The sequence below is a fragment of the Streptomyces sp. NBC_01465 genome, assembly GCF_036227325.1.
Taxonomy (GTDB): domain Bacteria; phylum Actinomycetota; class Actinomycetes; order Streptomycetales; family Streptomycetaceae; genus Streptomyces.
Genome location: NZ_CP109467.1, coordinates 1,581,852 through 1,600,584, shown reverse-complemented (window position 1 = coordinate 1,600,584; position 18,733 = coordinate 1,581,852). Strand labels below are relative to the sequence as shown.

At 69.4% G+C, this 18,733-nt stretch carries 22 protein-coding genes; 13 read left to right on the top strand and 9 right to left on the bottom strand.

Annotated elements, in window-relative coordinates:
• Window positions 1-804, bottom strand: coding sequence for an aminoglycoside N(3)-acetyltransferase (locus OG707_RS07345; protein ID WP_329115612.1), 804 nt, complete (start codon window positions 802-804; stop codon window positions 1-3).
• Window positions 805-964: 160 nt separating this feature from the next.
• Between OG707_RS07345 and OG707_RS07340 the strand changes: the two genes are divergently transcribed.
• From OG707_RS07340 to OG707_RS07305, 8 genes are all read left to right on the top strand, one after another.
• Entirely contained in the window at window positions 965-1,702 is a 738-nt protein-coding gene (locus OG707_RS07340; protein WP_329115610.1) for a helix-turn-helix transcriptional regulator, read from the top strand.
• Window positions 1,699-3,120: a Fe-S cluster assembly protein SufB gene (gene sufB, locus OG707_RS07335; RefSeq protein ID WP_329115608.1), complete on the top strand. Its 1,422-nt coding sequence runs from the start codon at window positions 1,699-1,701 to the stop codon at window positions 3,118-3,120. The genes OG707_RS07340 and sufB overlap by 4 nt, the downstream gene beginning before the upstream one ends.
• Before the next feature lie 61 nt (window positions 3,121-3,181).
• Complete coding sequence (gene sufD, locus OG707_RS07330; protein ID WP_329115606.1) at window positions 3,182-4,363, top strand: Fe-S cluster assembly protein SufD; 1,182 nt, start codon at window positions 3,182-3,184, stop codon at window positions 4,361-4,363.
• Window positions 4,363-4,680 (top strand): non-heme iron oxygenase ferredoxin subunit, encoded by a 318-nt coding sequence (locus OG707_RS07325; protein ID WP_329115603.1) that lies wholly within the window; start codon window positions 4,363-4,365, stop codon window positions 4,678-4,680. The genes sufD and OG707_RS07325 overlap by 1 nt, the downstream gene beginning before the upstream one ends.
• Before the next feature lie 7 nt (window positions 4,681-4,687).
• Entirely contained in the window at window positions 4,688-5,455 is a 768-nt protein-coding gene (gene sufC, locus OG707_RS07320; RefSeq protein WP_329115602.1) for a Fe-S cluster assembly ATPase SufC, read from the top strand.
• Window positions 5,452-6,723 carry a cysteine desulfurase gene (locus OG707_RS07315; RefSeq protein ID WP_329115600.1) on the top strand — a complete coding sequence of 424 codons (1,272 nt, stop codon included), beginning with the start codon at window positions 5,452-5,454 and terminating at the stop codon, window positions 6,721-6,723. Before sufC ends, OG707_RS07315 begins: the two co-directional genes overlap by 4 nt.
• 12 nt (window positions 6,724-6,735) lie before the next feature.
• Window positions 6,736-7,197, top strand: coding sequence for a Fe-S cluster assembly sulfur transfer protein SufU (gene sufU, locus OG707_RS07310; RefSeq protein WP_329115598.1), 462 nt, complete (start codon window positions 6,736-6,738; stop codon window positions 7,195-7,197).
• Complete coding sequence (locus tag OG707_RS07305) at window positions 7,194-7,532, top strand: metal-sulfur cluster assembly factor (RefSeq protein ID WP_329115596.1); 339 nt, start codon at window positions 7,194-7,196, stop codon at window positions 7,530-7,532. Before sufU ends, OG707_RS07305 begins: the two co-directional genes overlap by 4 nt.
• A gap of 60 nt (window positions 7,533-7,592) precedes the next feature.
• On the opposite strand, the gene OG707_RS07300 is transcribed toward OG707_RS07305, so the two are convergent.
• Both OG707_RS07300 and OG707_RS07295 read right to left on the bottom strand, forming a co-directional pair.
• A complete protein-coding gene (locus OG707_RS07300) occupies window positions 7,593-8,663 on the bottom strand; it encodes a hypothetical protein (RefSeq protein ID WP_329115594.1) in 1,071 nt (356 codons plus the stop codon).
• Between the two features lie 31 nt (window positions 8,664-8,694).
• Window positions 8,695-9,156, bottom strand: a complete 462-nt coding sequence (locus OG707_RS07295; protein ID WP_329115592.1) for a MarR family winged helix-turn-helix transcriptional regulator — start codon at window positions 9,154-9,156, stop codon at window positions 8,695-8,697.
• 101 nt (window positions 9,157-9,257) lie between these two features.
• On the opposite strand from OG707_RS07295, the gene OG707_RS07290 reads away from it, so the two are divergent.
• Window positions 9,258-9,722: an SgcJ/EcaC family oxidoreductase gene (locus OG707_RS07290; protein WP_329115591.1), complete on the top strand. Its 465-nt coding sequence runs from the start codon at window positions 9,258-9,260 to the stop codon at window positions 9,720-9,722.
• Here OG707_RS07290 and OG707_RS07285 read toward each other — a convergent pair.
• Genes OG707_RS07285 through OG707_RS07270 form a run of 4 tightly spaced genes read right to left on the bottom strand, consistent with a single transcriptional unit; the run spans window position 9,719 to window position 14,015 of the window.
• On the bottom strand, window positions 9,719-12,100 hold the full coding sequence (locus tag OG707_RS07285; protein ID WP_329115589.1) for an excinuclease ABC subunit UvrA: 2,382 nt from the start codon (window positions 12,098-12,100) through the stop codon (window positions 9,719-9,721). The two genes, OG707_RS07290 and OG707_RS07285, sit on opposite strands and share 4 nt — an antisense overlap.
• A 45-nt stretch (window positions 12,101-12,145) precedes the next feature.
• Window positions 12,146-12,499, bottom strand: coding sequence for a VOC family protein (locus tag OG707_RS07280; RefSeq protein ID WP_329115587.1), 354 nt, complete (start codon window positions 12,497-12,499; stop codon window positions 12,146-12,148).
• 58 nt (window positions 12,500-12,557) lie between these two features.
• Window positions 12,558-13,001 (bottom strand): helix-turn-helix transcriptional regulator, encoded by a 444-nt coding sequence (locus tag OG707_RS07275; protein ID WP_329115585.1) that lies wholly within the window; start codon window positions 12,999-13,001, stop codon window positions 12,558-12,560.
• 33 nt (window positions 13,002-13,034) lie between these two features.
• Entirely contained in the window at window positions 13,035-14,015 is a 981-nt protein-coding gene (locus tag OG707_RS07270) for a nucleoside hydrolase (RefSeq protein WP_329115583.1), read from the bottom strand.
• Window positions 14,016-14,113: 98 nt separating this feature from the next.
• Between OG707_RS07270 and OG707_RS07265 the strand changes: the two genes are divergently transcribed.
• The gene (locus OG707_RS07265) at window positions 14,114-14,890 is read left to right on the top strand and encodes a GNAT family N-acetyltransferase (protein ID WP_329115582.1); all 777 of its coding nucleotides are present in this window, start codon (window positions 14,114-14,116) and stop codon (window positions 14,888-14,890) included.
• Between the two features lie 7 nt (window positions 14,891-14,897).
• On the opposite strand, the gene OG707_RS07260 is transcribed toward OG707_RS07265, so the two are convergent.
• Window positions 14,898-15,350 carry a MarR family winged helix-turn-helix transcriptional regulator gene (locus OG707_RS07260; protein WP_329115581.1) on the bottom strand — a complete coding sequence of 151 codons (453 nt, stop codon included), beginning with the start codon at window positions 15,348-15,350 and terminating at the stop codon, window positions 14,898-14,900.
• A 119-nt stretch (window positions 15,351-15,469) separates the two neighbouring features.
• On the opposite strand from OG707_RS07260, the gene OG707_RS07255 reads away from it, so the two are divergent.
• The 3 genes from OG707_RS07255 to OG707_RS07245 are packed head-to-tail and all read left to right on the top strand — an operon-like array spanning window position 15,470 to window position 17,781.
• Complete coding sequence (locus OG707_RS07255) at window positions 15,470-16,879, top strand: MFS transporter (protein ID WP_329127648.1); 1,410 nt, start codon at window positions 15,470-15,472, stop codon at window positions 16,877-16,879.
• Between the two features lie 39 nt (window positions 16,880-16,918).
• Entirely contained in the window at window positions 16,919-17,239 is a 321-nt protein-coding gene (locus tag OG707_RS07250; protein ID WP_329115579.1) for a DMT family transporter, read from the top strand.
• The gene (locus OG707_RS07245) at window positions 17,239-17,781 is read left to right on the top strand and encodes a TetR/AcrR family transcriptional regulator (RefSeq protein ID WP_329115577.1); all 543 of its coding nucleotides are present in this window, start codon (window positions 17,239-17,241) and stop codon (window positions 17,779-17,781) included. The genes OG707_RS07250 and OG707_RS07245 overlap by 1 nt, the downstream gene beginning before the upstream one ends.
• On the opposite strand, the gene OG707_RS07240 is transcribed toward OG707_RS07245, so the two are convergent.
• On the bottom strand, window positions 17,771-18,643 hold the full coding sequence (locus tag OG707_RS07240; RefSeq protein ID WP_329115575.1) for a winged helix-turn-helix transcriptional regulator: 873 nt from the start codon (window positions 18,641-18,643) through the stop codon (window positions 17,771-17,773). The genes OG707_RS07245 and OG707_RS07240 overlap by 11 nt on opposite strands.
• Window positions 18,644-18,733 lie beyond the last annotated feature (90 nt).

The following is an 18,733-nucleotide window of genomic DNA, read 5'->3' as shown; positions in this document are numbered from 1 at the left end:
CTAGACGTCGCCCGGCCGGTGCACGGGCAGCCACTTCTCCGCGTACGCGACCGCATCGGCCAGCGGGAACAGTCTCACCGTGGCCGCGCCGACCGTGCCCCGCACCACCGGCCGGTCCCGCTCGTAGTCCGCGCCCAGCTCGTCGAAGCGATCGCTGGAGACCGACGTCTCGCGCACGGTCACCCAGCGGCGGCCCTGCGGTGTCATCACCGCGCGCCCGTTCTCCGCCACGGGCGACGGAATCCGGTACTCGGCCAGGTGGAAGGCCGTACACGAGTCGAAACCCGCACCGAGCAGCAGCACGCGCGCGTCCGCCTTCTCCAGCCGCGCCAGCGGACTGCGCTCGCCGAGCATGCAGTCCTGCGCATGGCCCGCCGTGAGGACCGCGGCCGCCGGTCCCACCGCGGCGAAGGAGGTCTGCGGGTGCGCACTGCGCAGGGCGCCGGGCCAGCTGCGTACGGCCTCGGGGATCACGCCGATGCCGCTGGTGGGGGTGGTGAGCGGGTCGTACGCGGGCGTCGCCTCGCGGACGGCGGGCCACCACTCCTCGGGGACCGGCGGATTGCCCCAGTCCTTGGGGTCGGAGTTGTCGCCCGTGTGTGCCGGGACGACCAGGGTTCCGTCGGGGCCGAGCGCGTCCAGCAGGGCCTGTACGACGGCGACGCGCCCGCCGCAGACCCAGCCGAGCGAGCTCAGGGAGGAGTGGACGAGCAGCGTTTCGCCGGGCTCGACGCCGAGGGCGCGCAGGTCGGAGGCGAGGGTCGCGCGGGTGCACAAAGGGCCGGTCGGGGGTGGTGTCGGCATGGTCGGAAAGTCTCCTCCGACCGGCCGGGACGCGCCACCGATTTGATCGAGCAGTGATCGTTTTCGCAGGTCAGGTTAGGTATCCCTAAGTGATGCACGGCATCGGGCATGATCCGGACGAGGGTTGCCAGGGTCTGGAGAATTACGCAACAATGGTGTTGTGAAAAACGTTGGCGAGGCACCCCGGGAAGCGGGGCAGGAGGAACTCGCGACCGGTGAGCGGTCCACCCGCAACCGCGTCGCGCGCTCCATCCTGGACCACGGCCCGTCCACCGTGGCCGACCTCGCCACCCGACTCGGGCTGACCCAGGCGGCCGTCCGCCGCCACCTCGACGCCCTGGTCGCGGACGACGTGATCGCCGCCCGCGAGCAGCGTGTGTACGGGGCGCGGACCCGTGGCCGCCCGGCCAAGGTCTTCGCGCTCACCGACTGCGGCCGGGACGCCTTCGACCAGAGCTACGACAAGCTCGCGGCCGACGCCCTGCGCTGGATCGCGGAGCAGGCCGGCAGCGACGAGGCCGTCATGGACTTCGCCCGCGCCCGTTTCGCCACGCAGGCCGAGACGTACCGGGCGGCGATCGACGCCGCGGCGCCCGAGAGCCGCGCAGAGGCCCTTGCCAAGGCATTGACCGCAGACGGGTACGCTGCTACGGCGCGCAGCGCACCGGTCGGCGAACAGCTCTGCCAGCACCACTGCCCGGTCGCCCATGTCGCCGAGCAGTTCCCGCAGCTGTGCGAGGCGGAGACCGAGGTCTTCTCCCGCCTGCTCGGGACTCATGTGCAGCGTCTGGCCACCATCGCCCACGGCGACGGAGTGTGCACGACGTTCATTCCCAAGATCGTTTCACAGACCGAAGTTTCAGCATCCGCCAGCACGGCCGGGAGGAACCCCGCATGACTCTCCCCACGGAGACTGCCCACCCCGAACTCGAGGGTCTGGGCACGTACGAATTCGGCTGGGCCGACTCCGACGCGGCAGGCGCCACGGCCAAGCGCGGCCTCAACGAGGACGTCGTGCGCGACATCTCGTCGAAGAAGAACGAGCCCGAGTGGATGCTGAAGCTCCGCCTCAAGGGCCTGAAGCTCTTCGGCAAGAAGCCCATGCCGTCCTGGGGTTCCGACCTCTCCGGCATCGACTTCGACAACATCAAGTACTTCGTGCGTTCCACGGAGAAGCAGGCGGAGTCCTGGGAGGACCTGCCCGAGGACATCAAGAACACGTACGACAAGCTCGGCATCCCCGAGGCGGAGAAGCAGCGCCTCGTCGCCGGTGTCGCGGCCCAGTACGAGTCCGAGGTCGTCTACCACCAGATCCGTGAGGACCTGGAGGAGCAGGGCGTCATCTTCCTCGACACCGACACGGCGCTGAAGGAGCACCCGGAGCTCTTCCAGGAGTACTTCGGCACCGTCATCCCGGTCGGCGACAACAAGTTCGCGTCGCTCAACTCGGCCGTGTGGTCGGGCGGTTCGTTCATCTACGTGCCCAAGGGCGTGAAGGTCGACATCCCGCTGCAGGCCTACTTCCGTATCAACACGGAGAACATGGGCCAGTTCGAGCGGACGCTGATCATCGTCGACGAGGACGCCTACGTCCACTACGTCGAGGGCTGCACCGCCCCGATCTACTCCTCCGACTCGCTGCACTCCGCGGTCGTCGAGATCATCGTGAAGAAGGGCGGCCGCTGCCGCTACACGACGATCCAGAACTGGTCGAACAACGTCTACAACCTGGTCACCAAGCGCGCCGTGGCCTACGAGGGCGCGACCATGGAGTGGGTCGACGGCAACATCGGCTCCAAGGTGACGATGAAGTACCCCGCCGTCTACCTCATGGGCGAGCACGCCAAGGGCGAGACGCTCTCCATCGCCTTCGCGGGCGAGGGCCAGCACCAGGACGCCGGCGCCAAGATGGTCCACATGGCACCGAACACCTCCTCCAACATCGTCTCCAAGTCGGTGGCGCGAGGCGGCGGCCGCACCTCCTACCGCGGTCTCATCGAGATCGGCGAGGGTGCGCCCGGCTCCAAGTCCAACGTGCTCTGCGACGCGCTGCTCGTCGACACGATCTCCCGCTCCGACACGTACCCGTACGTGGACGTGCGCGAGGACGACGTGTCCATGGGCCACGAGGCGACCGTCTCCAAGGTCTCCGACGACCAGCTCTTCTACCTGATGAGCCGCGGCATGACGGAGTTCGAGGCCATGGCGATGATCGTCCGCGGCTTCGTCGAGCCGATCGCCAAGGAGCTGCCCATGGAGTACGCCCTGGAGCTCAACCGGCTGATCGAGCTGCAGATGGAGGGTTCGGTCGGCTAAGGCCCCGTACCCCAGCAGCGACCGTTTTACTTTGACCCAGAAAGTGAGCACTACGACAGCCATGGCTGAGGCTCAGAACATTCCGGCGGGTTCCACCACTGCCGGGTCCATCGCGGTGGCCGCCGAGTCCACCAGCGCCACCCGTATGAGCGCGCCGCCGTCCTTCGACGTGGCCGACTTCCCGGTCCCGCACGGCCGCGAGGAGGAGTGGCGGTTCACCCCGCTCGAGCGCCTCCGCGGTCTGCACGACGGCACCGCCGCCGCGACCGGTGGCGGCGTACGGGTCGAGGTCACCGCCCCCGACGGTGTCACCGTCGAGACGGTCGGCCGCGACGACGCGCGCGTCGGCAAGGCCGGCACCCCGGTGGACCGGGTCGCCGCCCAGGCGTTCACCTCCTTCGAGAAGGCCTCGGTCGTCTCGGTGCCCAAGGAGGCCGTCCTCACCGAGCCGATCCGTATCGCCGTGCACGGCATCGGCGGCGTGGCCTACGGCCACCAGGTCATCGAGCTCGGCGCCTTCGCCGAGGCCGTCGTGGTCATCGACCACACCGGCGACGCGGTGCTCGCCGCCAACGTCGACTACCTGCTCGGCGACGGCGCGAAGCTCACCGTCGTCTCCGTCCAGGACTGGGACGACAAGGCCGTCCACGTCGCCCAGCACAACGCGCTGGTCGGCCGCGACGCCACCTTCAAGTCCGTCGTGGTCACCTTCGGCGGCGACGTCGTACGCCTCCACCCGCGCATCAGCTACGCGGGCCCCGGCGGCGACGCCGAGCTCTTCGGTCTGTACTTCACCGACCAGGGCCAGCACCAGGAGCACCGCCTCCTGGTCGACCACAACGTGCCCCACTGCAAGTCCAACGTGGCCTACAAGGGCGCGCTGCAGGGCCAGGACGCGCACGCGGTGTGGATCGGCGACGTGCTGATCCAGGCCGCCGCCGAGGGCACCGATTCGTACGAGCTCAACCGCAACCTCGTCCTCACCGACGGCGCGCGCGTCGACTCCGTACCGAACCTGGAGATCGAGACCGGCGAGATCGCGGGTGCGGGCCACGCCTCGGCGACCGGCCGCTTCGACGACAGCCAGCTCTTCTACCTCCAGTCGCGCGGTATCCCGGAGGCCGAGGCCCGCCGCCTCGTCGTCCGCGGCTTCTTCGCCGAGCTCGTCCAGCAGATCGGTCTGCCGGACGTCGAGGAGCGCCTCCTCGCCAAGATCGACGCGGAGCTGGAGGCCTCGGTCTGATGGCTTTCGTCAAGGTGGCCGCGCTCAGCGAGCTGGAGGAGGACACCCCGAAGCGGGTGGAACTCGACGGCACGCCGGTGTCGCTGGTCCGCACGGAGGGGGAGGTGTTCGCGATCAACGACATCTGCTCGCACGCGAACGTCTCGCTCTCCGAGGGCGAGGTCGAGGACTGTTCGATCGAGTGCTGGCTGCACGGCTCGTCGTTCGACCTCCGCACCGGCAAGCCGTCCGGCCTTCCCGCGACGCGCCCCGTCCCCGTATACCCCGTAAAGATCGAAGGGGACGATGTGCTCGTCTCCGTATCCCAGGAGTCCTGAGTCACCCATGGCAACGCTTGAAATCCGCGACCTGCACGTCTCCGTCGAAACCGAGAACGGTACGAAGGAGATCCTCAAGGGCGTCGACCTGACCGTGAAGCAGGGCGAGACCCACGCCATCATGGGCCCCAACGGCTCCGGCAAGTCGACCCTGGCGTACTCCATCGCGGGTCACCCCAAGTACACGATCACGTCCGGCACCGTCACCCTCGACGGCGAGGACGTCCTCGAGATGACCGTCGACGAGCGCGCCCGCGCCGGCATGTTCCTCGCCATGCAGTACCCGGTCGAGGTCCCCGGCGTCTCGGTCTCCAACTTCCTGCGTACGTCGGCGACGGCGATCCGCGGCGAGGCCCCCAAGCTCCGCACCTGGGTGAAGGAGGTCAAGTCCGCCATGGAGACCCTCCAGATGGACCCGGCCTTCGCCGAGCGCAACGTCAACGAGGGCTTCTCCGGCGGCGAGAAGAAGCGCCACGAGATCCTCCAGATGGAGCTCCTCAAGCCGAAGATCGCGATCCTCGACGAGACCGACTCCGGCCTCGACGTCGACGCCCTGCGCCAGGTCTCCGAGGGCGTCAACCGCGTCCGCGACACCGGCGAGGTCGGCACGCTCCTCATCACGCACTACACGCGCATCCTGCGCTACATCAAGCCCGACTTCGTGCACGTCTTCTCGGCGGGCAAGATCGTCGAGTCCGGCGGCCCCGAGCTCGCCGACAAGCTCGAGAACGAGGGCTACGAGGCCTACACGACGAAGGGTGGCGCTTCAGCGTGACGACACTGCCGGGCCTCCTCACTGTGCCCGATTACAACGTCGAGGCGATCCGCAAGGACTTCCCCTTGCTGGACCGAGTGGTCCACGACGGGAAGAAGATCGTTTACCTGGACAACGCGGCCACTTCGCAGAAGCCGCGCCAGGTTCTCGACGCGCTGACCGACTATTACGAGCAGCACAACGCCAACGTCCACCGCGGCGTGCACGTGCTTGCCGAGGAGGCCACGGCACTGTACGAGGGCGCCCGCGACAAGGTCGCCGCCTTCATCAACGCGCCCAGCCGCGACGAGGTGATCTTCACCAAGAACGCCTCGGAGTCGCTCAACCTCGTGGCCAACATGCTCGGTTGGGCCGATGAGCCCTACCGCGTGGACCGCGAGACCGAGATCGTCATCACGGAGATGGAGCACCACTCCAACATCGTGCCGTGGCAGCTGCTCTCGCAGCGCACGGGCGCGAAGCTGAAGTGGTTCGGCCTCACCGACGACGGCCGTCTCGACCTGTCCAACATCGAAGAGATCATCACGGAGAAGACGAAGATCGTCTCCTTCACGCTGGTCTCCAACCTGATGGGCACGATCAACCCGGTCGAGACGATCATCCGCCGTGCCCAGCAGGTCGGCGCGCTCGTCTGCATCGACGCCTCGCAGGCCGCCCCGCACATGGTGCTCGACGTGCAGGCGCTGCAGGCCGACTTCGTGGCCTTCACCGGCCACAAGATGGTCGGTCCGACGGGCATCGGCGTCCTCTGGGGCCGCCAGGAGCTCCTCGAGGACCTGCCGCCGTTCCTCGGCGGCGGCGAGATGATCGAAACCGTCTCGATGCACTCCTCGACGTACGCTCCCGCGCCGCACAAGTTCGAGGCGGGTACGCCCCCGATCGCCCAGGCCGTCGGCCTCGGCGCGGCCGTGGACTACCTCTCCGCGATCGGCATGGACAAGATCGCCGCGCATGAGCACGCGATCACCGAGTACGCGATGAAGCGCCTCGGCGAGATCCCGGACCTGCGCTTCATCGGCCCCCCGACGGCCGAGATGCGCGGCGCCGCGATCTCCTTCACGCTCGGCGACATCCACCCGCACGACGTGGGCCAGGTCCTCGACGAGCAGGGCATCGCGGTCCGGGTCGGCCACCACTGCGCCCGCCCCGTCTGCCTGCGGTACGGAATTCCTGCGACCACGCGAGCGTCGTTCTATCTGTACTCCACGCCCGCCGAGGTCGACGCCCTGGTGGACGGTCTGGAGCACGTACGGAACTTCTTCGGTTAAGGACTGGGGATCGTGAAGCTGGATTCGATGTACCAGGAAGTCATCCTGGACCACTACAAGCACCCGCACGGGCGCGGTCTCCGGGACGGCGACGCCGAGGTGCACCACGTCAACCCGACGTGCGGCGACGAGATCACGCTGCGCGTGCGGTACGAGGGCGACACCATCGCCGACATCAGTTACGAGGGCCAGGGCTGCTCCATCAGCCAGGCCAGCGCCTCCGTCCTCAACGACCTGCTGGTCGGCAAGGAGCTCGAGGACGCGCAGAAGATCCAGGACGCGTTCCTGGAGCTGATGCAGTCCAAGGGCAAGCTGGAGCCCGACGACGCGATGGAGGAGATCCTGGAGGACGCGGTCGCGTTCGCCGGAGTCTCCAAGTACCCCGCCCGTGTGAAGTGCGCGCTGCTCAGCTGGATGGCGTGGAAGGACGCGACCGCTCAGGCGCTGGGCGAGTCCGAAAGGAAGACAGCATGAGCGAGAACGAGACTCTGACGACCAAGCCGGCCTCCGAAGAAGAGGTCCGCGAGGCGCTGTACGACGTGGTCGACCCCGAGCTGGGCATCGACGTCGTCAACCTCGGCCTGATCTACGGCATCCACATCGACGACGCCAACATCGCCACCCTCGACATGACCCTGACGTCCGCGGCCTGCCCGCTGACCGATGTCATCGAGGACCAGGCGAAGTCGGCGACCGAGGGCATCGTCAACGAGCTGAAGATCAACTGGGTCTGGATGCCGCCGTGGGGCCCGGACAAGATCACCGATGACGGCCGCGAGCAGCTGCGCGCGCTCGGCTTCAACGTCTGATCGGTACCGCCTTCGCAAGGGCCGGCCGGGTGTACGCACCCGGCCGGCCCTTCCGCGTCCCTACGCCTCCGTCGCCGCCCGGGCGAGTACGGGGGCCAGGTCCTCCTTGCGGAAGCGCTGGTCGACGTAGAGCATGCCGGTCATCAGCTGGGGGACCGTGACCGTGATGATCTGGCTGACCAGCTGGCCGACCAGTACGGCGGCGAGGTAGCCGGAGAAGACGGCGACGATCTGGGCGGTGCCCGGGTCGTCGCCGAGTGTCGCCGTGGGGAAGCTGCCCAGCAGGCTGAAGGGCAGCTGGATGAGGTAGCCCGCCGCCGCGGCCATCGCGAAGGCGAGGAGCGAGATCCCGAAGATGCGCCACCAGGAGCCCTTCACCAGCTCCGAGGAGCGGCGCAGGGCGGCCACGGGGCGCCGGCCCTCGAAGACCACGGCGGAGGGGGCCAGGCTGAACTTCACCCAGAGCCAGGCCGCGAGCGGGATCACCGTCAGGACCAGCAGGGGGATCAGCGCGAACAGTGCGGGTGAGCTGTCGTTGTTCACCACCGCCACGATCAGGGCGGTGAATACGGCCGCGATCAGGAGGATCGGCACGACGGTCGCGAGCCCCGACAGCAGGACGGCTCCGAGCACGGCGGGCACGCGCGAAAGGGCGCTCCACCAGACGGACTTGTAGGTGGCGGGCCTGCCGAGGACGGCCTGCTGGAGGACGACCGCGCAGGTCGCGTACATCATCGCCGTACAGAAGACGACCAGCAGCATGGCGACCACCCACAGGGCGATGAAGCCGAACACCAGCGAGCGCACGTCGGACCAGCCGAGGTCGTCGTCGGTCGTGTGGAAGACGGTGTCGACGGTGTCGGAGAACGTGGCGTAGAGGATGCCGATGAACGCCCCGACCAGGATGGCGGCCCCTCCGTAGAGGGTCACGGCTATGCCGATCAGGGGCTTCCAGTAGCGCCCGATCGTCGTCATCGTCCCGTTGAGCATGTCGCCGACGGCCAGCGGCCGCAGCGGTATCACTCCCGGCTTGGGTGCCTGCGGCGGTGGCTGCCAGCCGCCCCAGCCCGGAGCGCCGCCGTAACCGGGCGGGCCTCCGTATGCGCCGCCCCACCCAGAGTTCTGTGCCACTGCCTGCTCCCGTTGCCCGTGCTGTGTCGTGTCATGTCTTGGACGGGACACCGTAGCCGGTCAGGGCGGTGGTGGCCTGTGCGAAGTAGCGGAAGAGGGTCTGGAGTTCGGTCTCGGTGAAGGAGTCGAAGACCTCGGCCATACGGCGGCGGGTCTCGCCGAAGGCCGCTTCGTCCTGGGCGCGGGTCAGCGGGACGGCCTCGACCAGGACGCGGCGGCGGTCGGCGGGGTCGGGGCCGCGGCGGGCCCAGCCGCTGCGTTCCAGGCGGTCGACGAGGCGGGTGGTGGCGCTCTGGGTGAGGCCGGTGCGCTCGGCGAGGGCGCCGGTCGTCAACGGGCCCGCGAGTTCGAGGATGTTGAGGGCGTACAGGTCGGTGGAGCTCTGGCCGAGGGTGTCGGCCGCCGACTGGCCGTGCAGGACGACGGCGGTGAGATAGGCGCGGTAGGTGGCGGTGTGGGTGCGCAGCAGCTCCGTGCGGTCCTGGTCGGCCATGGATGTTCGCCTCTCCTGGGATGCCTCTTGCCCAATGCATGCACGCGTGCATATATTGCATGTGTGCAAGTAATCTTAGCCGAAGCGAGCAAGGGGAAGCCATGACAGTCACCGGGAACATCGTCAGTGAGTCGGTCCGCGACGTGTGCGCCGCCTTCGAGGAGCACCGCGCGGCGTGGGGCGACACGGACGCGTACGCCCGCACCTTCACCGAGGACGCGGACTACGTCACCTTCTTCGGTGGGCGGATGGTGGGGCGCGACGGTGTCGCCGAAGGGCATCGAGGGCTCTTCGAGGGAGTGCTCAAGGGGTCCCGGCTCTGGGCCGAGATCGACGACGTCGTCCTGCTCGGCCCCGACACCGCGCTGGTGCACTCGCACGGCGGCGTGATCAAGGGCAAGGGCGAGAGGCCCGGGAAGCGGGCTCTCTCCGTACAGACCTATCTGATGGTGCGCGGGGCCGGCGGCGAGTGGCTGATCCGGACCTTCCAGAACACTCGCAGCCGGCCGCGCGTCGAGGCCTTCAGCAACTGGCTCGCGGTGAAGTTCGCCCCGAAGGCCGGTTAGCCCACGTACGCAGCGAGATGCTCGCCCGTGAGCGTCGAGCGGCCGGCGACGAGATCGGCGGGGGTGCCCTCGAAGACGATCTTGCCGCCGTCGTGGCCCGCGCCGGGGCCGAGGTCGATGATCCAGTCGGCGTGCGCCATGACCGCCTGGTGGTGCTCGACGACGATGACCGACTTGCCGGAGTCGACGAGCCGGTCGAGCAGCCCCAACAGCTGCTCCACATCGGCGAGATGGAGACCGGCGGTCGGCTCGTCGAGGACGTAGATGCCGCCCTTCTCGCCCATGTGCGTGGCCAGCTTCAGCCGCTGCCGTTCGCCGCCCGACAGGGTGGGGAGCGGCTGGCCGAGCGTGAGATAGCCGAGCCCGACGTCCGCGAGCCGCTCCAGGATCTTGTGTGCGGCCGGGGTGCGCGCCTCACCCGCGCCGAAGAACTCCTCGGCCTCGCTCACCGACATCGTGAGCACCTCGCTGATGTCGCGGCCGCCCAGAAGGTATTCCAGTACGGATGCCTGGAAACGCTTCCCGTCGCACTCCTCGCAGGTCGTGGCGACGCCCGCCATGATCGCCAGGTCGGTGTAGACGACGCCGTTCCCCTTGCAAGTGGGGCAGGCGCCCTCGGAGTTGGCGCTGAACAGCGCGGGCTTCACACCGTTGGCCTTGGCGAACGCCTTGCGGATCGGCTCCAGCAGACCCGTGTACGTCGCCGGGTTGCTGCGCCGCGAACCGCGGATCGCGCCCTGGTCGACGGAGACCACGTTCTCCCCGGCGGGCAGCGAGCCGTGGACGAGCGAGCTCTTCCCGGACCCGGCGACACCCGTCACGACGGCCAGCACCCCGAGCGGGATGTCGACGTCGACCTTCTTCAGGTTGTTCGCCGAGGCGCCGCGGATCTCCAGCGCGCCCGTGGGCTCCCGGACCTCGTCCTTCACCGCCGCCCGGTCGTCGAAGTGCCGGCCGGTCACGGTCTTCGTCGCCCGCAGCCCGTCGACCGTGCCCTCGAAGCAGACGGTGCCGCCGCCCGAACCCGCGCCGGGACCCAGGTCGACGACATGGTCGGCGATCTGGATCGTCTCCGGCTTGTGCTCCACGACGAGCACGGTGTTGCCCTTGTCGCGCAGCCGCAGCAGCAGGTCGTTCATCCGCTGGATGTCGTGCGGGTGCAGCCCCGTCGTCGGCTCGTCGAAGACGTACGTGACGTCGGTGAGCGAGGAGCCGAGGTGGCGGATCATCTTGACGCGCTGCGCCTCGCCGCCCGACAGGGTGCCGGAGGGCCGGTCGAGCGAGAGATAGCCGAGGCCGATCTCCACGAACGACTCGAGGGTCTGCTGAAGCGTCTCCAGGAGCGGCGCGACCGACGGCTCCTTGAGGCCGCGCACCCACTCGGCGAGGTCCCTGATCTCCATCGCGCACGCGTCGGCGATGCTGATCCGTTTGATCTTCGAGGACCTGGCGCCCTCGTTGAGCCGGGTGCCCTCGCAGTCGGGGCAGGTGGTGAAGGTGACCGCGCGCTCCACGAACGCCCGGATGTGGGGCTGCAGCGAGTCGACGTCCTTGGACAGCATCGACTTCTGGATCTTCGGGATCAGGCCCTCGTACGTGAGGTTGATGCCGTCGACCTTGATCTTGGTCGGCTCCTTGTGGAGGAGGTCGTTCAGCTCCCGCTTGGTGAACTTGCGGATCGGCTTGTCCGGGTCGAAGAAGCCGCAGCCGCCGAAGATCCGCCCGTACCAGCCGTCCATGGTGTAGCCGGGGATCGTGAGCGCGCCCTCGTTCAGCGACTTGCTGTCGTCGTACAGCGCGGTCAGATCGATGTCGCTGACCGAGCCGCGGCCCTCGCAGCGCGGGCACATGCCGCCCGTGATGCTGAAGCTGCGCCGCTCCTTCACGGTCTCGCCGCCGCGCTTCATGGTGACCGCGCCCGCGCCGCTGATCGAGGCGACGTTGAAGGAGAACGCCTTGGGCGAGCCGATGTGCGGTTTGCCGAGCCGGCTGAAGAGGATCCGCAGCATCGCGTTGGCGTCGGTGGCGGTGCCGACCGTGGAGCGGGGGTCGGCGCCCAGGCGCTGCTGGTCCACGGTGATCACCGTGGTCAGCCCGTCGAGTACGTCGACCTCGGGGCGCGCCAGGGTCGGCATGAAGCCCTGCACGAAGGTGCTGTACGTCTCGTTGATCAGCCGCTGCGACTCGGCCGCGATCGTGCCGAAGACGAGGGAGCTCTTGCCCGAGCCCGAGACCCCCGTGAACACGGTCAGCCGCCGCTTCGGGATCTCGATGCTGACGTCCTTGAGGTTGTTCACGCGTGCGCCGAGCACGCGGATCAGGTCGTGACTGTCGGCGGCGTGCGGCTCGGCTGCCCGCGTGCTCTTCCTCGTGGCCATGCTGATCGTGTTCTCCCTGTGCTGGGGCGGGGGCGGTCGGCGGGCTCAGCTGTCCTGGAGGAGCCCGAGGAGGTTGCCGTCGGGGTCGGTGACGGTGGCCACCAGGCGGCCGTTGCCGACGTCGCGCGTGGGCTCCTTGATGGTGGCACCCGCGGCGGTCACTTCGGCGAGCTTTGCCTCGATGTCCGGGACGTGCCAGTACGCCACGGACTGCGTCGGCCCCTGCGGGCCGCTGGGCACCAGGCCGATGTGCTGGCCCGCGGCGTCGAAGCCGACGTAGTACTCCGAGTCGACCGTCGGCTCCGTGCCGAGCAGCGCGGAGTAGACCGCCTTCGCCGCCGCCAGGTCGGAGACGGGGTGCAGCACGGTCTTGATGCCCTGGGTGGCCGAGTCGCTCATGATCGCTCCTGAATCCGTGGATCGTGCCGGTCCCCGGCGGGACCGGACGCCATCCACGCTAATTCGGGGTCGGCGGCCGCGCTTCTTGATTCCTGATCGGTCGCGTGACTTGCTTGGCCACGCACGACGGCATCCCCGCGGGTGTGCGGTCCGGATCGCGCTTGTAGGCGCTGGGCGGCACGCCGACCAGTTCGGTGAAGCGGGTGCTGAAGGTGCCGAGCGAGGAGCAGCCCACCGTGAAGCAGACCTCCGTGACGCTGAGGTCGCCGCGGCGCAGCAGGGCCATCGCGCGCTCGATGCGGCGCGTCATGAGATAGCCGTACGGGGATTCGCCGTAGGCGGTCTTGAACGCGCGGCTGAGGTGGCCCGCGGACATGTGCTCTCCGCGGGCGAGCGCCTCGACGTCCAGCGGCTGCGCGTACTCCCGGTCGATCCGGTCGCGGATGCGGCGCAGCCGGGCGAGGTCGCTCCGGCGCTGTTCCTCGGTGGGTCTGCTGGTCACCTCAGCAGCGTGCCACGCCGCGCCGGATGCCGACTAGCCGATCGCCGAAGGCCAGCGCAGCAGCGTCTCGGTGAAGTGGGCGCTGAAGTTGCGCGGACCCTTGCCGAGCGCGACGCGACCCGTGTGGCGGGCGCGGTCCTTGATGGTGTCGCTGTACGCGTAGGTGCGGGCCTCGCCGGCCGGGAGGAAGACCGTCTGGCCCCGGGTCAGTTCGCTGCCGCACTCCACCACGACCGTGCCCTCGGCCGCCGTGACGAACGATTCGTCGGCGGCCACGCCCACCGCGAGGGGGTCGTGCAGGGGGCAGTCGGGCTCGCCCGCGTTCGTGTCGTACGACTTGAGGTAGTGGCGCATCAGGTTGGCGGTGAGCTCCATGCCGGGGCCCGCCTCGACGAGGGTGTCCAGGTCGCCCTGGGTGAAGCGCCAGGCGTGCGTCGCGTCGAGGCCGACCATCGTGTACGGGGCTCCCGAGCTGACCACGATGTCGGTGGCCTCGGGGTCGGCCCAGACGTTGAACTCGGCGACGGGCGTGATGTTTCCGGTGCGTACGGCACCACCCATGAAGACCAGCTTCTTGAGGCGGTGGGCGAGGGCGGGGTCCTCGATGAGGGCCGCGGCGACGTTCGTCAGCGGGCCCGTGGCGACGAGGGTGAGCTCGCCCTCGTACTGCTTGGAGAGGCGCAGGATCGCCTGGACCGCGGACTCGGTCTGGTGGGGCGCCGTGGAGTCGGGGATGATCTCGTCGCCGAGGCCGTTCTCGCCGTGGAAGCCGCCGGAGTCGGGGCTGATGCGGCTGAAGGTGCGGCCGACGCCGCGGTGCACGGGGACGTCGCCGTCGATGCGCAGGGCGCGGGCCAGGGCGCGGGCGTTGCGGTACGTGTGGTCCAGAGGGACGTTGCCGGCGACCGCGGTGAAGGCCTTGAGGTCCCACAGTCCCGTGCCCAGGAGGTACTGCAGAGCGACGGCGTCGTCGAGACCCGGGTCGCTGTCCAGGATGATCGGGGAGCGGTCCACCGGGGGTACCTCCAGGTTGCGAATGTCGTGTTTCCGCATGGTACGGGGCCTGCCGATAACTGGTTGCCGCAGGTGGAGGCGGGTGCTGGAGTGGCCGGATGAACAGTGATGAGGTACGTGCGGTCTTCGACCGGCAGATGCGCAGGGAGACTGCGGGCGACGGCCCCGGTGTACGGGTGGAGTACACGGACGGTGTCGTACGGCAGACGGGTGGGGACGGCGACTGGAACGGCGTCCTCTGGTCGGAGCTGACCGAGGACGGCGCGGACGCGGTCATCGCGGCCCAGGTGAAGCACTTCGGGGCGCTCGGCCTGGAGTTCGAGTGGAAGCTCTACTCGCACGACACCCCCCATGACCTGGGGGCGCGGCTCGCGGCGGCCGGGTTCGTGCCGGAGCCCGAGGAGGCGCTGATGGTGGCGGAGGTGGTGGAGCAGCCGACGGAGGTCCGACTGCCGGACGGCGTACGGCTGTTGACCGTCACGGACGCGGAGGGCGTACGGCTCATGGGCGAGGCCCACGACCAGGCCTTCGACTCCGACAGCGCGAAGCTCCGGCACCAGGTGCTGACCCAGCTGGAGACCGACCCGGAGGGGATCGTCGTGGTGGTGGCCATGGCGGGTGACCGACCGGTGTGCGCGGCGCGGATCGAGTTCCAGGAGGGGACGGACTTCGCGAGCCTGTGGGGCGGCGGGACGGCCCCGGAGTGGCGGGGCAAGGGGATCTACAAGGCGCTGGTCGCGCACCGGGCCGGGATCGCCGCCGAGCGCGGCTACCGCTATCTGCAGGTCGACGCCTCCGACGACAGCCGCCCGATCCTGCAGCGCCTTGGCTTCACCCGGCTCAGCACGACCACGCCCTACGTGCACGGGGCATAGCCGCCGGTCAGGGTGGTGTCGCCCCGTCGTAGGCGACGGCCATCCGCTCCAGAAAGCCCGCCACCGCGGCCCGCTCCTCGGGGGTCATCGCCGCGGTGGCTTCGGCGACCCCCTTGATCAGGGGTTCCACGTACTGGTACGCCTCCTCCTCCCAGTGCCCGGCGGGAGTGACGACCACCTTCCTGCGGTCGGTGGGGTGCGGCTCCCTGCTCACATGGCCGCCCGCCGCGAGCCGGTCGATCACCAGGGTCATGGCCGCGGTCGACGCGGAGAGATGGCGGGCGAGCTCGCTGGGTGTCGCCGGTCCGACGTTGACCAGGTGGTCCATCACCGCGAGCCCTGCGGGGTCGACCCCCAGCCGCCGGCCCAGATACCGCTCGAACCGCTGCTGCCTGAGCGTCAGTTGACGCAGCCGGTCGCGGATCGTGGCCGCTTCCACTGCGGGCTCTTGGACATCCATGCGGCTCACGATACTCTCGATATTGCTAAGAATATTGGTAATCAATGATCTGAGGTAAAGTGAGCAGCGAACAGACCACCGAGGCCCCCTACCGGTGGCGATGGCTGATCCTTGTGGTGATGCTCGTCGCGGAGATCATGGATCTGCTGGACGCGTCGATCGTCAATGTGGCGGGCCCGGCCCTGGAGGAGTCCCTCGGCGCGAGCTCCGTCGGCCTGCAGTGGGTGATCGGCGGGTACGCCCTCACGCTGGGCGCAGGCCTGATCCTGGGCGGCCGGCTCGGCGACCGTTACGGGCGGCGCCGGATGTTCCTCGCCGGGCTGTTCTCCTTCACCGCGACCTCCCTCCTCTGCGCGCTCGCGCCGAACATCGAGTGGCTGATCGTCTTCCGGCTGCTGCAGGGCACCGCCGGTGCGATGCTCCTGCCGCAGGGACTCGGTCTGCTGCGCGAGAACTTCTCCGGACCCGAACTCACCAAGGTCTTCGGCATCTTCGGGCCCGTGCTCGGCCTCGGCGGAATCGTGGGCCCCGTCCTGGGCGGCGGTCTGATCTCGGGCGACTTCTTCGGGCTCGGCTGGCGGCTGGTCTTCCTGGTCAACCTGCCCATCGGAGTGGCCGCGCTGGTCCTCGCGTGGATCTTCGTACCGAAGAGGCCGGGCGACCGCACCGTCGTCGTCGACACCATGGGCGCCGCCCTCGTCGCCGTCTCCTGCGGACTGCTGGTCCTGCCCCTCAACCAGGGGCAGGAGGCGGGCTGGCCGCTGTGGACCTGGCTCTGCATGGCCGCCTCGTGCGCCGGCTTCGCGGCCTTCGCCGTACAGCAGCGGCGCACCGCGGCGCGCGGCCGCGAGCCCCTGGTGACGCCCGCGCTGCTGCGCAAGCCCGCCTTCACCGTCGGGCTCGGCGGCATCGCCCTCTTCTTCGGCGGTCTGGTCGGCAGCCAGCTCGTCCTCACCCTCTTCCTGCAGATCGGCCAGCACTTCACCGCAGGTGAGGCGGGTCTTGGCAATCTGCCGCTGGCCGTCGGCACCGCGATCGGCGGTGCGGTCAGCGGGGCGTTCCTGGCCGAGCGGATCGGCCGGGCGGTGCTGCAGGTCGGGCCGCTCGTCCAGCTCGTGGGCGCCTGGCTGCTCTGGTACGAACTCGACCACCTCGGCACGTCGTTCACGATCTGGGACATCGCCCCCGGTGTGACCGTGGCCGGAATCGGCGCGGGCATGGTGATCGCGGCGCTCTTCAGCTTCATCCTGGCCGCCGTCGACGACAACGAGATCGGCTCCGCCTCCGGGGTGCTCTCCGCGGTGCAGTCCATCGGCGGCTCGGTCGGAGTGGCCGTCTTCGGCTCCGTCTTCTTCGCCCGCGCCAAGACCGGCGACTTCACGGGCGGCTTCCACCGGGCGCTGCTCGTGCAGTCGGCCCTGCTGCTGGTCTTCCTTGCGCTCACCGTGCTGCTGCCGAAGAAGGCGCGGCCCGAGGAGACGATGCACGCCGGTGCGGGCGAGGCGGAGAAGGCGGGTGCGGCGGTCTGAGCGACGATGTTGCGGACGGCGTTGTGTACGGTAGTACACATGCCATACGTACTGCTGGCCGCGGCCATCGCGGCAGAGGTCGGCGGGACCACCGCCATGAAGTACAGCGAGGGCTTCAGCAAGCTGTGGCCCTCGCTGATCACCGTCGGGGGCTACGTCCTCGCCTTCGCGCTCCTCGCCCAGGTCCTCAAGTCCATGTCCGTGGGCACCGCCTACGCGATCTGGGCCGGAATCGGCACCGCCGCCATCGCCGCCATCGGCATGGTCTTCATGGGGGAGTCGGCGAGCGCCGCCAAGCTCGCGGGCATCGCGCTCGTCATCGGCGGGGTGGTCCTGCTCAATCTCGGCGGCTCCCACTGATGGCCCGCCGCTTCGACCCCGACCGCCGTCAGCGCATCATCGACGCCGCGATCCGCGTCGTGGGCGAGAAGGGGATCGCCGGGCTGAGTCATCGCTCCGCCGCCGCCGAGGCCGATGTGCCGCTCGGCTCGACGACGTACCACTTCAAGACCCTCGACGAGCTGATGGTGGCTGCTCTGCGGCAGGTCAACGGCGAGCCGCAGACCGCCGTCGAGGGCTGGGAGCGGATCCTCGGCGAGGACGACGGGCCGCTCGCCGACCGGATCACCCGGCTGCTCGGCCGCCTCGTCGGGGGCGACCGCAGCCGGATGCTCCTGGAGTACGAGCTCTACCTCGCGGGCCTGCGCCGCGAGGCCCTGCGGCCGGTCGCGGCGGAGTGGCTGGACGGGCTCGTCGAGGTGATCGGCGCGTACGTCGACTCACCCGCCACCGCCCGTGCGCTCGTTGCGCTCATCGACGGGCTGCTCATCCAACTCCTGCTCACCGGGCGGGAGTTCGACGCCGACGAGACCCGCGAGATGCTCGCCCGCGTCATCGCCTGACGGCGGCGAGGGCGGCCTGGACGCTCGCCTCGATGTCGGTGATCGGGTAGATCGCCTCGCGGATCGTACGGTCGCGGTCCACCACCAGCGTGAGGCGCTTGAGCCGGCTCACCCCGGACGCCCGGAACGTCGGCAGGCGCAGCGCCGCGGCCAGCGTGAGGTCCGCGTCCGACAGGAGCGGGAAGCGCAGCTGCTCCTTGTCGGCGAACGCCCGCTGCTCGTCCGGGCGTTGGGTGGAGACGCCGTGGACGCTCGCGCCCGCCGCCGTGAACTCCGCGAGCTGGTCGCGGTACGTGCACGATTCGAGCGTGCACCCCGAGGCGCCCGGGATCCCGGCCCAGCCGGGCGGGTAGGCGTCGCGGCGGGCGTACGCGCTGGGGAAGCAGTACAGCACCGTGTGTGCGGTGTCCTGCGACACCGGGTCGCGCAACTCGCCGTCGTAGTCGAGGAGTTGGATCTCCGGTACGCGTGTGCCGATCAGTGCGTGCACCCGTGCGGCCTCCTGCGAGGCCTCCGTCGTCGTCGCCATCGTCTCTCCCTCTCCCAGCACCCAGGCGTCTCCCCAGTCCTGGAGTGCGATCAGTACAGGCAGCAGGGCGCGGCCGCGCGGAGTGAGCCGGTACTCGTGGCGCGGCGGGCGCTCCTGGTACGGCTCGCGGAGGAGCACGCCCGCGTCGACCAGGAGCTTCAGCCGCTCGGTGAGCACCTTGCGCGACATGCCCAGCTCCCGCTGGAGCGCGTCGAAGCGGTGCACCCCGCGCGCCGTGTCGCGCACGATCAGCAGCGTCCACCAGTCGCCGACGACGTCCAGGGCCTGGGCGATCGCGCAGTCGGCGTCGTTGAGGCTGGTGCGTTGCGGCATGGCGGGCTCCTTCGGTACGCAGCCGTTGACCTGCGAAACATATGCTGCCATAGTCCGTTCCCTAAAGGAACTTACTCGACCGGGGGTGGG